Origin of the sequence: Litorimonas haliclonae (assembly GCF_965138505.1) — a bacterium.
Lineage (GTDB): Bacteria > Pseudomonadota > Alphaproteobacteria > Caulobacterales > Maricaulaceae > Litorimonas > Litorimonas haliclonae.
The window spans coordinates 19,264-34,842 of the sequence record NZ_CBCSCO010000006.1 but is presented as its reverse complement, the minus strand read 5'-3'; the positions used below and the strand labels follow the sequence as shown (position 1 = coordinate 34,842).

The 15,579-nt window shown below is 46.5% G+C and carries 18 protein-coding genes; 4 read left to right on the top strand and 14 right to left on the bottom strand.

Annotated elements, in window-relative coordinates:
• The first annotated feature begins 95 nt into the window (after positions 1–95).
• Positions 96–221, top strand: coding sequence for a hypothetical protein (locus ACNA05_RS12390; protein WP_415811818.1), 126 nt, complete (start codon positions 96–98; stop codon positions 219–221).
• Positions 222–454: 233 nt separating this feature from the next.
• Here ACNA05_RS12390 and ACNA05_RS12385 read toward each other — a convergent pair whose 3' ends face one another.
• The 7 genes from ACNA05_RS12385 to ACNA05_RS12355 all read right to left on the bottom strand — a co-directional run bounded on the left by ACNA05_RS12385 (position 455) and on the right by ACNA05_RS12355 (position 7,324).
• Positions 455–1,054, bottom strand: coding sequence for a hypothetical protein (locus tag ACNA05_RS12385; protein ID WP_415811817.1), 600 nt, complete (start codon positions 1,052–1,054; stop codon positions 455–457).
• Between the two features lie 63 nt (positions 1,055–1,117).
• Entirely contained in the window at positions 1,118–1,921 is an 804-nt protein-coding gene (locus ACNA05_RS12380; RefSeq protein WP_415811816.1) for a hypothetical protein, read from the bottom strand.
• Between the two features lie 66 nt (positions 1,922–1,987).
• Positions 1,988–3,772 (bottom strand): beta strand repeat-containing protein, encoded by a 1,785-nt coding sequence (locus tag ACNA05_RS12375; protein ID WP_415811815.1) that lies wholly within the window; start codon positions 3,770–3,772, stop codon positions 1,988–1,990.
• Positions 3,773–3,873: 101 nt separating this feature from the next.
• Positions 3,874–5,088, bottom strand: coding sequence for a hypothetical protein (locus tag ACNA05_RS12370; RefSeq protein WP_415811814.1), 1,215 nt, complete (start codon positions 5,086–5,088; stop codon positions 3,874–3,876).
• Positions 5,085–5,411, bottom strand: coding sequence for a hypothetical protein (locus ACNA05_RS12365; RefSeq protein ID WP_415811813.1), 327 nt, complete (start codon positions 5,409–5,411; stop codon positions 5,085–5,087). The genes ACNA05_RS12370 and ACNA05_RS12365 overlap by 4 nt, the downstream gene beginning before the upstream one ends.
• Before the next feature lie 160 nt (positions 5,412–5,571).
• A complete protein-coding gene (locus ACNA05_RS12360) occupies positions 5,572–6,720 on the bottom strand; it encodes a CsgG/HfaB family protein (RefSeq protein ID WP_415811812.1) in 1,149 nt (382 codons plus the stop codon).
• A 31-nt stretch (positions 6,721–6,751) separates the two neighbouring features.
• Positions 6,752–7,324, bottom strand: a complete 573-nt coding sequence (locus tag ACNA05_RS12355) for a curli assembly protein CsgF (RefSeq protein WP_415811811.1) — start codon at positions 7,322–7,324, stop codon at positions 6,752–6,754.
• A gap of 310 nt (positions 7,325–7,634) precedes the next feature.
• Between ACNA05_RS12355 and ACNA05_RS12350 the strand changes: the two genes are divergently transcribed.
• The gene (locus ACNA05_RS12350; protein WP_415811810.1) at positions 7,635–8,729 is read left to right on the top strand and encodes a helix-turn-helix transcriptional regulator; all 1,095 of its coding nucleotides are present in this window, start codon (positions 7,635–7,637) and stop codon (positions 8,727–8,729) included.
• A gap of 344 nt (positions 8,730–9,073) precedes the next feature.
• Entirely contained in the window at positions 9,074–9,460 is a 387-nt protein-coding gene (gene csgH, locus ACNA05_RS12345; protein WP_415811809.1) for a curli-like amyloid fiber formation chaperone CsgH, read from the top strand.
• Here the strand turns inward: csgH and ACNA05_RS12340 are convergent.
• From ACNA05_RS12340 to ACNA05_RS12330, 3 genes are read right to left on the bottom strand one after another with little or no spacing between them, the layout of a single operon-like run.
• Positions 9,441–10,124, bottom strand: a complete 684-nt coding sequence (locus tag ACNA05_RS12340; protein WP_415811808.1) for a sensor histidine kinase — start codon at positions 10,122–10,124, stop codon at positions 9,441–9,443. The two genes, csgH and ACNA05_RS12340, sit on opposite strands and share 20 nt — an antisense overlap.
• 44 nt (positions 10,125–10,168) lie before the next feature.
• Positions 10,169–10,561 carry a response regulator gene (locus ACNA05_RS12335; protein WP_415811807.1) on the bottom strand — a complete coding sequence of 131 codons (393 nt, stop codon included), beginning with the start codon at positions 10,559–10,561 and terminating at the stop codon, positions 10,169–10,171.
• Between the two features lie 26 nt (positions 10,562–10,587).
• On the bottom strand, positions 10,588–11,004 hold the full coding sequence (locus ACNA05_RS12330; RefSeq protein WP_415811806.1) for a hypothetical protein: 417 nt from the start codon (positions 11,002–11,004) through the stop codon (positions 10,588–10,590).
• Positions 11,005–12,040: 1,036 nt separating this feature from the next.
• On the opposite strand from ACNA05_RS12330, the gene ACNA05_RS12325 reads away from it, so the two are divergent.
• Positions 12,041–12,733, top strand: coding sequence for a ParB/RepB/Spo0J family partition protein (locus ACNA05_RS12325; protein WP_415811805.1), 693 nt, complete (start codon positions 12,041–12,043; stop codon positions 12,731–12,733).
• A gap of 48 nt (positions 12,734–12,781) precedes the next feature.
• Here the strand turns inward: ACNA05_RS12325 and ACNA05_RS12320 are convergent, their stop codons facing one another.
• Genes ACNA05_RS12320 through ACNA05_RS12305 form a run of 4 tightly spaced genes read right to left on the bottom strand, consistent with a single transcriptional unit; the run spans position 12,782 to position 15,442 of the window.
• The gene (locus tag ACNA05_RS12320) at positions 12,782–13,156 is read right to left on the bottom strand and encodes a response regulator (RefSeq protein ID WP_415811804.1); all 375 of its coding nucleotides are present in this window, start codon (positions 13,154–13,156) and stop codon (positions 12,782–12,784) included.
• 55 nt (positions 13,157–13,211) lie between these two features.
• Positions 13,212–13,607 (bottom strand): response regulator, encoded by a 396-nt coding sequence (locus ACNA05_RS12315; RefSeq protein WP_415811803.1) that lies wholly within the window; start codon positions 13,605–13,607, stop codon positions 13,212–13,214.
• Positions 13,608–13,614: 7 nt separating this feature from the next.
• A complete protein-coding gene (locus ACNA05_RS12310) occupies positions 13,615–15,117 on the bottom strand; it encodes an ATP-binding protein (RefSeq protein WP_415811802.1) in 1,503 nt (500 codons plus the stop codon).
• A 43-nt stretch (positions 15,118–15,160) separates the two neighbouring features.
• Positions 15,161–15,442 (bottom strand): hypothetical protein, encoded by a 282-nt coding sequence (locus ACNA05_RS12305; RefSeq protein ID WP_415811801.1) that lies wholly within the window; start codon positions 15,440–15,442, stop codon positions 15,161–15,163.
• Positions 15,443–15,579 lie beyond the last annotated feature (137 nt).

Sequence of the window (15,579 nt, the reverse complement as noted above, 5' to 3'; positions counted from 1 at the left end):
ATCTCCTCGGCGGTATTGGCGTTCGCATCTATGCTCGTTGAAAGCATGACCAAATCGGCCCGGACGGTTCCACGACAGAAGTTTTGGGATATATTATGCGGCCAATTAAGCGGACACAGCCTGAGCCTGAAATTTACGGCACGCTGGATCAGACGGCGTTCTCTAGCCTAGTGCAAGGCATCAAGGCGGGGTATGTATCGCGTCGTTCTGGCCGGACGTAATCAACATGCCACAGCAAGGGCGCCATTTCGCTTTTCGCCTAGACGGCAATAAAATCGATATGTCTAAGATTAGACGTCGGGGGAAGTCTTTTAAATTATCCCGTGACTGCCTTCATTGCAGATCACTCGACTACACCCGACACCCCCTACACCTCATCTTTTTGGAGCTGAAATCTTTTTCGTGCTGCAGCGAATTGCCCGTGTATCCCTCGTTAAGCTTGGGTTTGGATAGATTACTGGCCTTGGGTATTGGCGATGATCGCGTCAATGAAGCCATTCGTGATCAATTCCTCGACCTCTTCTGGCGGCGGCGGGGCTTCAGGGGCCGGCGGAGCCGGTTCGAAAATCCCACTTGCAATAGCTTGTGCATTTGCGGACCCATCAGCGCGGCCATCCCTCAAGTCATCGCTTACGTCCTCAGCGGAGGCGTTCCGCCCTAGTCTATCAAGAGTAATCAAAGCATCGACGACCTGATCTTCTGTTTTGTAGGCTTTTTTAATCCTTAAACCGAGCGCTGAGCAGTCGATTTCAGGCGGAGATTCATTGAGGTTTTCAGGCCCGCACCTATCTGCATAGTTTCGCAACTGTTCAATCGTAAGAGATGCGCCTGCCTGGTTTTTTGAAATTTGATAGGCCGCCTCTCTTTGATCCCGGCTCGAGATTTGCGCGATGGAAGACGTTGAGTCCTTATCAATCCGGGGCGCGGCCCTTACTTCATTTCGCGCAGGAATACTCGCTGTCGTCTCGGCAGGGCCCGAGCTCGCGCAACTCGAAAGCAACGTTGTCAAAGCGAGACCCAATACGCCGAAACTAACCGTTAGTGACTTTGTCATAACTCTTCCCTGAATTGAGCAGAGGCAAACCTATCTTAGTTCCCTCGAAACTCTAAACTCTATTTACGGCACTGGCGGGCCAAGTGGCATATTATAAGAATCATATTGTTCAATTGTGATAGTAGCGCCGCCGGTCTGTTCAATCTGCGCTCCTTGGAGGTAAGACAGATTATCACCAAACTGGCGATGTATCACCGTATTGTCATCACCGGTTTGCAAAATATCCGAGACGTTATTATCTCCAACTTGTACCTGCTCCGAGTAGTTATTATCTCCAAATTGAGTAGACGTCGCAAGGTTGTCGTTTCCTTCTTGGGCTATACTCGCAACGTTAGAAAACAATCCTGTCTCTCCAATCAAGGCTGTCTGATTTAAGGCTGCGTAATTGCCAATCCCGGTCTGTGTGATTTCCGCAGAATTGGCCAGACCGTCCGGAAGTCCGTTTGCGTCCTGACTGATCGTTGCATTATTTTGACTGCCAAGTTGAGTGAAGTTTGCGACGTTAGATGCACCGGAACTTTTTTGTTCCACGCTAAATTGGTTGTCGTCACCGTCAACGGTGCCCATAGTCGTATTGTTATCGCCCTCTTGCTCAACCTTCCCAAACAGATCTCCATTCCCTTGCCCTTTAGTTATAAGGGTTGTTGTGTTTCCGCCGCCATTTTGGGCAATATTTGCCGTATTCCGTCCGTCGCTTGAAACAATTGCCAGATTTTCGGGCCCCACTTGTTCGATATTTACCGTACTTCCGTTCCTCGTCACGTTACTCTGAGCGTTGGCCGTAAAAGTACTCCCAGCCAAAAGTCCGGCAAACAAAACGAATTGAAAGGCCTTTGGGCCAATGGTCGTGAAATAATTCTGTCTCATTTGCATCTCCAACATTTGGGTAAAAGACCGCCCAAGAGGGGCGGTCCTGTTCTTAGATTATTGAGCTTACTGATTTACAGTCGCCGCATTGCCAGTGCCCATCTGAATGGTAGTCGCGATGTTACCACTTGTGGCCAGCTGGTTATGAGTGGCGTCGTTTCCGTCACCATCTTGCGTGATGTAGCTCTCATTGTCACTTAAACCTTGAGTGACCCAGGCATCGTTTCCGTCACCGTCTTGAGTAATCTCGCTTAAATTGTCGAAGCCGCCCTGTGTCAACATAGCGAACTGGTTGTCGCCATTTTGTGTAACAACTGAGCTCCCATCGGTGCCATTTTGGTTAACATCGGCATTGCTATTGTCGCCTGATTGATTGACGAGACTATCGTTACCGACGCCGATCTGATCAACAAATGCAATGTTTCCGGTGGCGCCTTGATTCACAGTAGAATCATTATCGTCTCCGTCTTGGACAACGGTTGCGGTGTTCCCACCTGACTCGTTAAATTCGACCGAACCAACGAAAGGGATGGATACAAAAAATCCACTATCTTGCGTTACGGTGGATGTATTAGCGTTACCAACTTGCGTAGTCGTCGCTGTATTGTCATCATCTCGCTGAACGATTGACGCAGTGTTTCCGTTTCCAGAAATCTGATTGATAGTTGCCGCCAACGTATAGTCTACGGCAGAGTCAGATGACTGGTCAATCGTGGCAGACCCATCAGTACCAGCTTGAGTCACGTCAGCTTCGAATGCACCACTTAATAAATTGCTTGCATCCTGAGTGACCAAGGACGTGTTATCAGATCCTGACTGATTCACACTCGCACCCAAGAGACCTGATACATCGCCTGTCGCAGATTGGTTTACGATTGATGTTTCACCCGTCCCGCTCTGAACCACGTCTGCGCCAACTAGGCCAGAAGGATTACCAGTTGCGAGTTGTGTTACGTCTGACTCGTTGTCAGATCCTGACTGAGTGACATTTGCCAAAGTGCCAGCGGCAAAAGACCCTGTTTCCTGATCGATATCGGAGTCGTTGTTTACGCCGTCTTGATTGACGTTCGCAACGTTTAACAAACCGTCTTGCAGAACATCAGAAACGTGGTCTGAACCGTCCTGGGCGACATTTGCAATATTCAAGTCGCCAGCCTGATCTGTCATGGACGTATTGTCGGAACCATTCTGAACGACCGTGACGTAATTGTCCTCACCATCTGACTGAGAGTTATCAGCAGTGTTGCCATCGCCAGTTGTCGCGACACTTAAAAAGTCGTTGTTACCAGTCTGGAAGTTGGCAGAGCTGTTTCCATTGCCGTCTTGTGTCACAAAGGCTTCGTTTCCGCTCACGGCCGCTCCACCGAGTGTACCTTGAGAAATAGAAGCAGTATTACCTACGCCAGTTGCTGGAGCGGCACCTGCATTGCCCTGTGCAATCGACGCATAGTTAGACGCAAAATTGCCGTCGCCATTGCCGTCGTTACCCGTTGCATTCGCATTGTCGCTATTTTGCTCAACTGTCGCTGTGTTTGTACTTGCACCCGCATCGGAGTTTTCCTGAACGACAAAGACTTCGCCATTGTTACCCTCTTGAGTAATATCTGAAGAGTTTGCTGCTGTGTTGAAGCTGTTAGAACCCACTGGGTCTTCAGACTGGGTCACATCAGCCAAGTTTTCGTCACCGTCTTGATCGATCACCGACATACCTTCTTGGCCACCAGTTTGGTTAACAGCCGCGATGTTTCCGGTACCGTCTTGATCAATATCAGATGTTTGAACCATCTGCGCGTAAGCGCCGCTGGTCGATAGCGCCAAGATGGACGCTGTTGTAATAAATAATTTTTTCATTGTTTTAATTTCCTTTTGCACCCCGAAAGGTTGTTGCATTTAATGAATGCGCCAACGCGCGTAATATTCGGCAGGCCGAATTTGGCCTGCCGAACTGGAACTTACTGATTGGTTGTGGCTGAGTTGCCGGAACCGCTCTGAGAAATGTTAGAAACATTTCCGCTAGTCACAGTCTGGTTAATGGTCGCGGTGTTATCGCTTCCTTCTTGCATAATATCGGCAACGTTGTTGTCCGTTGTTTGCAAGACGGTGGCAAGACTATCCGAGGCAGCGAAGCCTGGGTTCCCTTGGCGAATTTTACTGCTGTTTCCAACACCAGTTTGCAGCACCTCAGCCATATTGAATGACCCTACACGCTGATCTATGCGGCTGGTGTTGTCTGATCCAGATTGGTCAACATTGGCTTCATTATCAGAACCACGTTGAATAATACCGGAGTCATTATTCGACCCAATTTGGTCTACAAACGCGACGAGTCGGCTTCCGCCCTGATCAATCGTGCTGTCATTGCTGAAGCCGCCTTGATTGACAGTCGCTTCATCATACTGCGATTGCTTGACGCTGCTTGTACCGTCTTGGCCAGTCTGAGTGACCAAAGCCAGGTTGTTGCTACGGTGCTGGCTCACATAAGAGTCGTTTCCGGCTCCTGACTGATCAACAATTGTGCTGTTCGCCTGGCGAGTTTGCAACACTTCAGATGTGTTATCCATACCAGATTGGAAAACGTCTACACGTGATGCCGGGTCGAATTCAGTATCACCTGACACTTCGTATTGAGTGATTGTAGAACGATGACCACTTCCTTCTTGCGAGTTGTAAGCAGCCGCCCCGGTCAAACCGACGCCGTTAAGGCTATTGTCTGTCTGAGAAATGCTTGACTGGTTGTCTTCACCGTCTTGGATGATACGGCCGTTATTCGCAAAGCCAGAAGGTACAGTGCTGTCCGTATCTGTGTCGGTTGGATCATAGCTTGAAACCTGATCGATTGAGGCAACGTTGGTGTCTCCGCCAGGGTTCGTGCTGTTTTGCTCGATACGCGCACGGCTCTGATTTCCGACTTGGCTAATCGTGGCTGAGTTAGCGGCAGTCCCAAAGGCATTAGAGCCAATTGTCGGATCTTCAGTTTGGGTAACTTCTGCTAGGTTGTCATCGCCGTTCTGGTCAATGTCTGACAGCCCTTCTTCACCACCAGTTTGGTCAACGTTTGCTTCGTTATTCATTCCGTTTTGTAGAATGTCTGATGTCTGCACCTGCGCATATGCGCCACCTGCAGAAAGCGCCAACATTGACGCCGTAAGAACAAATAGTTTTTTCATGGTTTCAGTCTCCTGTTTTGCCCCACTTTAAGAGCGTTTTGCGCCGGAATGGCGCGTTCGAGTGTTTTCGTCACAAGGAGAGCGGAAATTTTCGAGGAGCCACTGGAGGCCGGTTCAACACATTCTGAAAGCTTGCTGCCACCCAGCAGGGCGTTTGCCTGTAAACAGGCTGGAATCCGGCTCCACTCTGTGGTACGCACAGGTTGACGGTTTCCAAGGGTGGCAAAAACCACCGCAGCATGTGTTGTCCAACTTGCATCCATGTCTCTCGGCAAATTCTGCCGCTGTCCTTGGACAAATTTTGAACGGAACTGCAATTCCATTCAAAATCCGCGGAAATCGTCACTTTCCTTTTTAAATTTTGGCAACTGGCCAACATTTACAGGATAGTGACATTTTCCTTTTTCACCGCATCATAGCTGGCGCGATGAAAATTCTTAAATGACGCTAAATAAATTAAGCGTCTATCAGGCTGACCTGGACTCAGGTCGGCGTGTCTTGTTTCAAAGCCTTGAGAGTTGGCTGATCCGGCCGAGAGTTAATCGGCTGGGGAGAATTCGAATTTGCTGCAACGGGTTCTGGTTTCAAGGTTTTTACTTGACTTCCAGACTGCGCTGTTAATTGGGCCTTGGGTGCCTTCTCTGTCTTAGCGGCAGTTCGCGGAGTCATTTGCGGTATCAAATGGCTCTGCGCGGTTTGCTTTTGTTTCGAGGACTTATTCATTTTAGACGATGCCAGCTTCGCAGCTTTATAAGATCCATCTCGCTCATATTGATACTGATGAAGCAATTTTGTCCCGGCTGCACGGTCTTTGAAATCCCAAAGCCCAGTTTCTACGCCCTCCATTATCAAAGCATAAACGGACTTTTCTACGGCTTGGCGCAAAGCAAGTAAGCCAGGTTCATTTGATGTGATGCCGGCATCCGCTTCGAGAAGGTTATCGAAGGAAACAAATCTGAAAGCGTTCGCGGCAATACCCACCGAAGCGATTGTTTTTTCCGTAGTAACAGAAGCTAGCACCTCACCCGTCTTAACGCTCACAGCTCGCAAGTGCACAGAAACAACATTCTGGCGATAGTCCGTTTGTCCGCCCACTCCCAGATAACGAGCGGCGACGCCACCTGTTACCGTATTGGTGTCATAACCAACGATCCCGCCTTCTAAAATAATACCTGCAAAGAGAAGAGGAGGGAGCGCGTTAGAATTTATCTGGGTCTCGCCCAGATAACGCGCCCGCATTTCGGTAATAATTTGGCGTTCTTTCAGGAGGTTATTTAAATTAGAGCGTTCAATAACTGTAAACCAACTTCTTGTCCCTGCATCATGGAGAGCTTTTATGAGAAGTTCATCCCCCCCTTGAGTGACAGCACGCGAGAGCGTCTGTCCCGCATCTGTAGGTTTGAACTGCCCGGTCTTATCTTCAAAATTATATACAGCAACCGTTACTTTAGAACTTGGATCGCCCAATTCTTGCAAGGCGGCCTGCGTTTTTGTTACCTTCGACAAACCTGCTTCTTTTGAAAGCCAGGATTGGGAGGCTGGCACAGTCGTACAGCCGCCAAACACCAGACATGTCGCGATCGCGGTCGCTGTAAGATAACGCTTAGTAATATGTCGTTTGACGATTTTCAAAACTTTGCCCCAGTTTAGTTTTTAATCTGTTTTATTGGATAGGTTGGTCGGTCGCGCTCGTTGCTAATGTCGGAGATGACAAGGTCGGCTGAGCCAGTGAACTGGGCGCAGATAAACTATCTCGCCCAATTGGATCTAGATTTGCGACTTTATTCGCAGATAGCGGACCTTCAAGCGCTCCGGTTGCTTCGTTCGGGTCATTAACTAATAGCGTTGGAATAGTGATTACAGTGGTATTGCCATCAGCATCCGTGATGGTGAGTTGAATACCGTCAAGCGTTCTCTCAAATGAGATTGTCTGATCACCAAAAACAATGGTTCCGCTTTCCTGAGCATCTTCGCCGAAAATTGCTTCTGCAACTTGTCCTGACAGAGAAGATAAAAGACGGCTTTGCAGAGATCTTACAAACCGATCCAAATCAGTATTTTCTGTTTCGTCGACTTCTTGCTCATAATCGTTCTGAGCATTCGCGATTGCCAACAGATGGGCCGAATTAAAGGAATTCCCCCCAAAGGATGGATTTACTGGTTCATAAACCAAGTCTTGAGCAAATGCATTTGTGGCTGAAAATGCCACAAGCAGAACTGCGATTTTAAGCTTCATATGATCCCCCGATGACCAATTTGAGCTTGAGAGTATATTTGAAAAATGCGCCCCCAAGTATGGGTTAACTTATTCTCCCCTTTGAACGGAAGGGCACCCCCCAGATGGGTTGACTTTTATAAATTAATTGTTAATTTTCTAGATAGTTAAGGTGTTTTAAATTTCTATATTCACCGGTAACGCGAAATGTGGGCGCATTTATGAACAGTACCTGGTCGTTAAGATCCTATTGGCGCTTAGCTCATTTTCAATGGGCTATTGGGACCGAAAATCGAGCCTCATTTTATCTTTTGTTTTTGAGAGCCCCTCAGTGATGAAGGGAGCACGCCTCGAAGATTTACAAGCTCAATGCTGTTCTGCCGCTTTGGGTGATATTGAGTGGCAAACACTACTCCAAAATATCTGTCAGTGGATCCAAGGTGACCGCGCCATGTTTCTGAGAGCCGATCATAGCGGTTCTTATCAGGTCCCCTATTCCTATGGGCTCAACTATTTGAATGTTGAAAAATACAATAAGGGATTAGATAGAAGTGATCCGCATTTAAAGTTTTCAAAGCGGATTATTGAGGAAATGGTAAAGAGTGGACAAAATCCTGCCTCTAATGAAAATCTAAAAAACACTCCTCTTTATAACGAAATCGGGAACAGCCTTCACCTTGTGATTCTTGACACCGTGCAATTCGGTCGAATAGCTCTCAGTATATATAGAGATACTCAAAAAGAGCCTTTTTCGGCAAAAGAGGTTGAAAAGTTGAAATCCTTGCAACCTCACTTGGTGAACGCATTCCATTACTCGGTATCAGTATTAGGCTTCTGTGGAGACATTCCGTCCAGCGATACTGCCACGGCTCTCATAAACAACGATTTACTGGTAGTTTCTCTGACCGGCAATTTACGTCATATTTTAGAGAGTTGTGAGACTCTAAAATATACTGGCAATTTCCTTCGCTCTGAATATTCAACGGTAACAGAGTACCTTCACCTTGCCATCTCTCATGCCATTAAGGGGAAATGTTCATCGGCTAAGTTGGGTTTTGGAAAGAAAAAGGCAATCGACCAAACTCGATGCGTTAAACTCGGTATTCAGAAAGTCCCTAACAGTATCCTTTGGACCAGCCCTGGATGCAATTTCACCTTGGCTCGGATATCCATCGAGTCAAATTCGCCGCCCTCGGTAAATACAGAAATTTTTGCAAAAACATTTAAGCTGACTTTAGCGGAGCAACGGCTGATCAAACATCTTCAATCTGACGATAATCTTCGTGAGGCGGCGAACCAGTGCAATATCAACTACGAAACGGCGCGATGGCACGTGAAGAATATTTTGCAGAAAACGCTATATCCGAAACGTCAAGATTTGGTTCAAGCCGTCCGAGAGCTGGATTTATCCAGTGCGAGGGAATGAAACTCGATTTCAATTAAAAGGAGTACGACACCCCATTCAACCATTCGAGGGGTTAATTTGTCGCGAAGCTGTAGTCCTTTCAATCCCCCACAGCGCGGCCTATCTGCGCCATATCATAACTCGGCCCCTAGAGAGCGACTTGACAAAAAATGGATTCAGCAGATAATTCTTCTTGCTAACGCGTTAAAACGCGCGGCTGCAGTTTTGTCGCGGCAAAAGACTCTGGGCGGCTACTATAGCTGTAAATGCTGTACAGCTCGCATCGTCTTTGATTGAGGCAAGTTTTATCGGACCCGACTTTGGTCAAGATGTCTTGCTTCAACCGTTGTCACAAGAGGTGATTAATGTTTGGACTTTTTTTTAAATCTAGCGTCGTCTTGGCTGCTCTCGCGGCCGCGTCACCTGCGGTCAGTCATGAAAACAACGCGAAAGCCTGGATAGAGCTAGATAAAAAGGACGGTAAGGCCCAAATGCGAAGCATGGCCGAATGGCCCGTGGATGCCACGCTGAAATACAAACTGACGTTAGAAAAAAAGAGCGCCTCTGGACGCTCGTCAACAAGTCAAGGCGGGTCGGTTCAAAGCTCCGCTGGCGAAGCTGTGCAATTATCACTCAGCTCAGTTGATTATACATCCGGCACAGAAGTGATTGCGATATTAACTGTTAGCGGGCCTGATGGCCACGAAGTGACAGATAAGATTAGTCTGGGCTCTAACTCACCGGAAGAGTGAGCTTAAAGGTCGTCCCGCCGTGAGGGTTATTAGAAAACCCAATATCCCAGCCATGGGCGTCACAAATGACTTTACAAATCGCCAGCCCGAGTCCTGACCCTTTATAGCCACTTTTGGGGTGAAGACGCATAAGAGGCTCGAACACTTTCTCTGCCCCCTCACCTGTAATCCCTATCCCGTTGTCGACGACGTGAATGATAATGTGACTGTCCGTTCTTTCCGACTCAATTGAGACTTTAGGCGAGGTATCAGGCGCCACAAAACGGCATCCATTTTCGATCAAATGCATAAAGAGCAAGGTCATCATACCTTGATCTGCATTGACCGTCGGAAGCGTGTTGTAATCTAAGAAAATAGACTGACCGAAACTTGCGTATATGCGGGTAGAGACGGTCTCTATAACGTCTTCTAAACTGACTTGAGTAAGACTCAGTGTTTCTGTCAAACAACGGATATAGAGCAAAAGGCTATTAACCACGTCGGAGGCTTCTTCTGCTGACTCAGTAAGCGCGTTCAAGTAAATTTCGCCTTCACCGTTTAGGGCGTCTGAGTATTCGAGACTCATGAGTTCAGCGAACTGCCGAATTTTTCGTAACGGGGATTTAAGGTCGTGACCTGCCTTTTTCGACAAGTCGGAAATCTGGCTTTTGGTTTCGATCCCCATAGAGTTCACGCGACTAAAACAGCTAGGTGCTTAAAAGAGGACATCTATCGAGAGGCGGATTTTAAAGCACTCGGTGGCGACGTGTTGAACTTCTTTTGGAAATATTCTTTGAGATAAAACTTTTCGACAATGTCATCGATGTGCTGCCCGACTTCGCTTCGAAGAAATTCTTCATCCACCAAGCTGGAAATAAGAACTATTTCCGCCTCCCCCTTATGCGGCAGCAGCACGGGCAATGTGTTTTTTGCCGACACGCCGCGCGGCATCATATTATCCAGCAAAATCAAATCATATTTTTTCGCCTTTAGGCGATCGACGGCTTCCGCAACCGTTAGGGCAAAATCGAGCTGAAAGCCTTGGCCGATTGATTTTCTCAGCGCCAGGTCAATGAGTTTCGCCTCAATTTTTTCATCATCAAGTAATAAAATATGCATCATATAGCTGTTTCGAATATTTCTTGTGTCTATGCGGCAAGGCGCCATTGCCGCGCAACGTAGGTTATTAGTCGTCTTTCATCGCTTCGTAGCTCACCATCACATTTCGCAATGGACTGCATGGCTCTTATAATTGTAAGTTTGTCTTCCACTTCGTCGAGATGGTTCATGTGTTCGTGTATTTCGCGTTCCTCATGACCCAATTGTACAGTTTGTAAAACCTCTTCCCGATTGAGAACAAACCAATCTTTCAACATATGATCTGTCAAAACCAAATCCGGGCTTAATATCGACTTCACGCGCTTTGTCATGAAGATGAACATGGTCATTTCCTCGTGATAGATGCGCTTTTTCGCCAAAATTACATACATGAATATCTTAAAGATATGCCGCCATTTTGACGCGGCAAGCTCACCAGTTTCAAACTTGTTGGAATTTTGAGACATTTTCGTTGTCCTTATAGTTCCACTTAACTAGCGGGCGTAGCTTAATTAAGGCTTAACCAAACTCTCCTTGGCCGCACCTCCATAAAAAAAACCGCTCCTAGGAGCGGTCAAGTTTGCGCCCTAAGGACTAGGGGAGGTAAGATTTACTAGGGGTCTAGTCGGAATAGAGATTCCGCATCGATGAATTCATACCTCCTTTCTTGTCATAGGGAATAATTTTCACGGCACCTGCCGCGTGATGCGGCGTAACGACCAGGCCGCGCCTACTGGTTTGTCGCAAAACGCGGCTTTGGCGGGGTACTGGTTCCCGAATGACACGAACTTTTCTGGACGAATCGTATTGGGGGACTCTTGTTTGTGTCTTGGCATAGCTCTGGGAGTAGGCTGATTGCGTGGAATTAGGCGGATCACTTTTTAATGTCTGCTCACTCGCGGCGGCATTCATAGTTCCAACGGCCATCAAAGTTGTGACGAATGTAAGTTTGAAAATTTTCATTTTCGCTTCTCCGACGCGTCCGTTCAAATTCAGAAGTGAATATGTATCAGCGCGATGAAATCTACATAGAACAAATCAATTGACCCGAAGCTGAACCAACTGAACAGAATTACTAATTTCGTTTTAACCATAACCGTTCAGGTAGGAGCACTATAAATGCAGGGGCCCTCTATTTTGTTTACGCTCCCTTCGGCCCCTAGCCTCTTTACGTTTAAGCTACCGGACCGCAAAACAATCAAAGGCTGTGTACTCCCGCCCTAGATGGTCCTGTTAGCGCCCCATCCGATAATTCCAAAATAAATGTGTAAACGTAAAATTTACCATGTTTGTTAAGAGGAAGTGTCTAAAATTCTCAAGTTTTACGTCGGTTTACTCACAATCCAGGCGTATAACTTCCCTTCGCCTATGTGCATATTAACCCTAACTCCGCAGTTCTTGTCGGTTTTTGTTCACTTTCGAAATCATATTCAAAAACTGGGCTTGAATACCTCGGGCCGCGACTGAACTTGAAAAAAGAAGCGAAAATTTTGGGAAAGTGACATGACGATATTTCGAATACCGACCACACAACTTATCAGGCCTTTTAAAATCAAGGACCGCGTTCAACGACTCTATGGCTCTAAAGAAATAAAAACCCTCGCCGACGAAATTTTTGAATATGGTCTTCTAAAGCCCCTTCGAGTCATTCGCACTGGTTCGAAATACAAGGTTTTGGACGGCAATAAACGTTTATTAGCGATACATCGGCTCATCAAACTCAATCAACTGCCACGCTCGCTGGAGACTTTGCCCTGTGTTCTGCAGAATGAACCGCCTACCGGTGAAGATCCAATACTCCTCTCGGAGTACGATTTATACGAGCTGATTATGAAGGCTCATTCCAAAGGTCTCGACATCGCTAGTCTTTCGGACCAGTTTGAATGCTCTGAGACCATCATCCGACAAGCACTATCTCTTGAAAATCTCAATCAGAAGATAAAACAACTATTTTCAAAAGGGATGCTTTCTTTGGCACAGGTTTCCGCCTTTTCCACCCTTCCCAATAAAGTTTCGCAATGGCGGCTGCTTCAAGAAATAGGGCCCTTTGCAGGCTACGCAGACATTATTTCAGCTATTTCTTCTGGCGAGTCAGTGGTGAACCTTCCGAATGGTGACATCCTTATTTTACCAAGTCGGTCTCCCCAATCTGAAGAGATTAAATGGAAACAGGTTTCTATCTTCCAGGCAGCTTAAATTTCACAGAAAAAATATAGGCAGGCCTTAAAGTGGACAAGGTAAAATTCACGACCCCGCCGGTGGCAAAATAGATGATAAAACCGCCTTCAAATCATTTTTGTCATAGACTCTGTCCACTCCTGTCTTTCGCGCATCCATAAGGTGCGGGCTGTCCAGAGACGACGATATCGCAAATATTTTTGCGCCCCCTGTATAGGGGTGTATCCGAGGCAATGTTTCTAAAAGGCTTGAATAGGGGCTGAGGCGATCATCCAAGAAGACTAAATCAAACGCCCTTTCGTTTAAAATGTCGATTGCATCGTCTAATTTAGAAACACAGGTAAGTTCGGCGTCAGAGTTCACTCCGTCTTCCAGAAATTTTCTAAAAATTCTGTGCTCAACCAAGTCATCATCGATCAATAAAATTTGAAGATCGCTCATAGCAACGCGCTAACTAAATTCTTTGATTGAAAATTTCAAAGAGGAAAAAATCGGCTTACTCTGGTGGCAGTCTTTCAAACACGGTTTTACAAATGACTTGCGCCAAGTCTCCGTATCCTAAGAACGAGTCGGGTTTGACGAGATAGCCATCGGCGCCAAATTCAGTGGCCATATCTTTGTCACTTGATTCATCAGACCCGGACACCATAATGACCGGGTGAGTGCGGGTTTCGGTCTCTTCTCTGATAGCTTTCAAAACCTGAAATCCGTCTATACCCGGCATGCGGATATCTAATAACGTCGCCAGAGGAGCTTCTGATTTAATCGTTGAAACAGCTTCCCGGCCGCTATCAAGTTCAATAATCTCTATATCGGATCTCACCCTTAGCATTGCTTTTTTGATAAGCAGCCGGTCCGTTTTATCATCATCAATAATGAGAATTTTACTCATGGCTCCTTTACTCCAACGACCGAGCAGCTTTGAGTGTAAACATAAATTCACTCCCCATACCTTGCTTGTCGATCAACGCAATTGTTCCGCCGTGCAAAGTAATGATTCTCTTGCACAAGGCAAGCCCTACACCGGAGCCCTCCCGATGGGAATGTGGTTTTGCGCGCCCAAACAAATCAAAAACATGAGGGGCAAAATTAGAATCCACACCAACGCCGTTATCTGAGACGTAAACTCGCCACTCCCCATGAGACTTCTCCGCCGACACATTAATCTTTATGGGCCGTGTGTGTTCTCTATATTTGATCGCGTTATCAATTAAGTTGGCTACCACCTGCTCCAAGAGGACGTCTTCGCCACGCACTATAATCTCATCCTCAGGGACAGAGATTTCGCCGCCCAGCTCCTTTAAATCTGCCTCTCGAGATTGGCATACTTTGGATATAATATCTGTCAGGTTGACCCGACCAATTTCAACGCCTTCCGGGGAGGCTCGCATAAATTTAAGGAAGCTTTTGATTAGCCCTTTCATATGCTCGACGCCGTCTCTGATTTCGGCAAGATACTGCCTACCATCAGCGCTTACGTTATCGCCACACTCCTCTTGTAAGAGCTCCGCAAAAATTCCGATATGTCTAAGGGGGGCTTGCAAATCGTGAGACGTTAGGGATGCGAAATCATCCAAATTTTTATTGATAGTCTTTAAAAGAGCTTCTTGCTCTTTTAACTCCGTAATATCTGTGGACACTACCAATATGCGCTTGTCGCCTGTCACGGGATGATCGAAGGGGATTTTGTCGGTTTGCACCCATCCCATGGTGCCGTCGTTTGGCGTAAATCGCTCGACATAGCCAAGTAGCGGTTTCCCCGAATTTATGACTTTCAAATCATCGTCGTGATAGGATTTAGCACTATCCCCAAAAAGATCGTAAGTATCAGCGCCTTCAACCGACTTAACATCCATTCCCATAGACTGAGCGGCTTCTTCATTGAGTTTAAGGATGATGTTTTTATCATCCTTATACCAAATTTTATTAGGCATTGCGTCCAAGACCAGCCGCATCTCTGTTTGAAGGACTTCCAGGTCTTGGTTTCGTTGTTCCAGCGCTTTGGTCAGGTTGAATTCAGTTGTGATGTCGCGACCCGCAGATTGGTACTCATATATCTCTCCCGCCTCATCAAATAGGCCGATTAAAGTCCATTTGAAGATAATTTCCTCCCCCGTCTTGGAGACTCTCATACTTCTGATTTCGGTTTGAGGGTGTTCGGGTGTGAGAGAAGCGAGCCTCCTCTTCAACCTTTGTCTCTGCCCTTTCTGAACCACTTCAATCAGATCCTTTCCGATGAAACTGTCAGGCGTACATCCTCCAGGGACTTCATCAGCCCCAAAGAAACTGGCGAAAGTTCGGTTCACAAACCTAATTACGTAATCACAGTCAAAACGGCAGATGAGGTCAGGGTGATTATCGAGTATTGAATGATATTCGCGATGCATAATTTGTTCAGGCATTTTCACCAATTCTCGCCTGTAAAGACGGCTAAACTCGATATTATCAAACATTGGTTTCTGATTTCATAATCTCGATATAGGTTCCCCACGCTAAAGTAATCGCATGAGGGTCTGCGTTCATATCCATCAGTAATGTGTTTAAGGCCTGTTGTTCATCCGTAAAATCAGCTGTGATGCCGAAATGTTTGGCTGTCGCTTTATTGAGGTATTCTACCACAGGCTCACTTGTATTATACTCAAGGTCCTGATGTGTTTCGAGAATATGGCGAATTTTATCTATGCGGCTATATCCGGTCGACGAATCATTACCCGTTGAAGATTCCACTGTTTCATTGCCCAGAAAATCATTTTCATTTTCTATTAAATCCACGATCGCCCACACATGAGAATATTATATTACTAGACTCTCAGGCAATCGATCTGGAGAGAGGAAATGAATCACCCGAAAACCTTTTAAGGTTG

Coding starts and splice junctions, on each gene's coding strand:
- ACNA05_RS12310 (WP_415811802.1), bottom strand. CDS start 15,117: ATGCCTGAACAAATTATGCATCGCGAATATCATTCAATACTCGATAAT.
- ACNA05_RS12380 (WP_415811816.1), bottom strand. CDS start 1,921: ATGAGACAGAATTATTTCACGACCATTGGCCCAAAGGCCTTTCAATTC.
- ACNA05_RS12315 (WP_415811803.1), bottom strand. CDS start 13,607: ATGAGTAAAATTCTCATTATTGATGATGATAAAACGGACCGGCTGCTT.
- ACNA05_RS12370 (WP_415811814.1), bottom strand. CDS start 5,088: ATGAAAAAACTATTTGTTCTTACGGCGTCAATGTTGGCGCTTTCTGCA.
- ACNA05_RS12390 (WP_415811818.1), top strand. CDS start 96: ATGCGGCCAATTAAGCGGACACAGCCTGAGCCTGAAATTTACGGCACG.
- ACNA05_RS12365 (WP_415811813.1), bottom strand. CDS start 5,411: ATGGAATTGCAGTTCCGTTCAAAATTTGTCCAAGGACAGCGGCAGAAT.
- ACNA05_RS12320 (WP_415811804.1), bottom strand. CDS start 13,156: ATGAGCGATCTTCAAATTTTATTGATCGATGATGACTTGGTTGAGCAC.
- ACNA05_RS12385 (WP_415811817.1), bottom strand. CDS start 1,054: ATGACAAAGTCACTAACGGTTAGTTTCGGCGTATTGGGTCTCGCTTTG.
- ACNA05_RS12340 (WP_415811808.1), bottom strand. CDS start 10,124: ATGGGGATCGAAACCAAAAGCCAGATTTCCGACTTGTCGAAAAAGGCA.
- ACNA05_RS12330 (WP_415811806.1), bottom strand. CDS start 11,004: ATGTCTCAAAATTCCAACAAGTTTGAAACTGGTGAGCTTGCCGCGTCA.
- ACNA05_RS12375 (WP_415811815.1), bottom strand. CDS start 3,772: ATGAAAAAATTATTTATTACAACAGCGTCCATCTTGGCGCTATCGACC.
- csgH (WP_415811809.1), top strand. CDS start 9,074: ATGTTTGGACTTTTTTTTAAATCTAGCGTCGTCTTGGCTGCTCTCGCG.
- ACNA05_RS12355 (WP_415811811.1), bottom strand. CDS start 7,324: ATGAAGCTTAAAATCGCAGTTCTGCTTGTGGCATTTTCAGCCACAAAT.
- ACNA05_RS12325 (WP_415811805.1), top strand. CDS start 12,041: ATGACGATATTTCGAATACCGACCACACAACTTATCAGGCCTTTTAAA.
- ACNA05_RS12335 (WP_415811807.1), bottom strand. CDS start 10,561: ATGATGCATATTTTATTACTTGATGATGAAAAAATTGAGGCGAAACTC.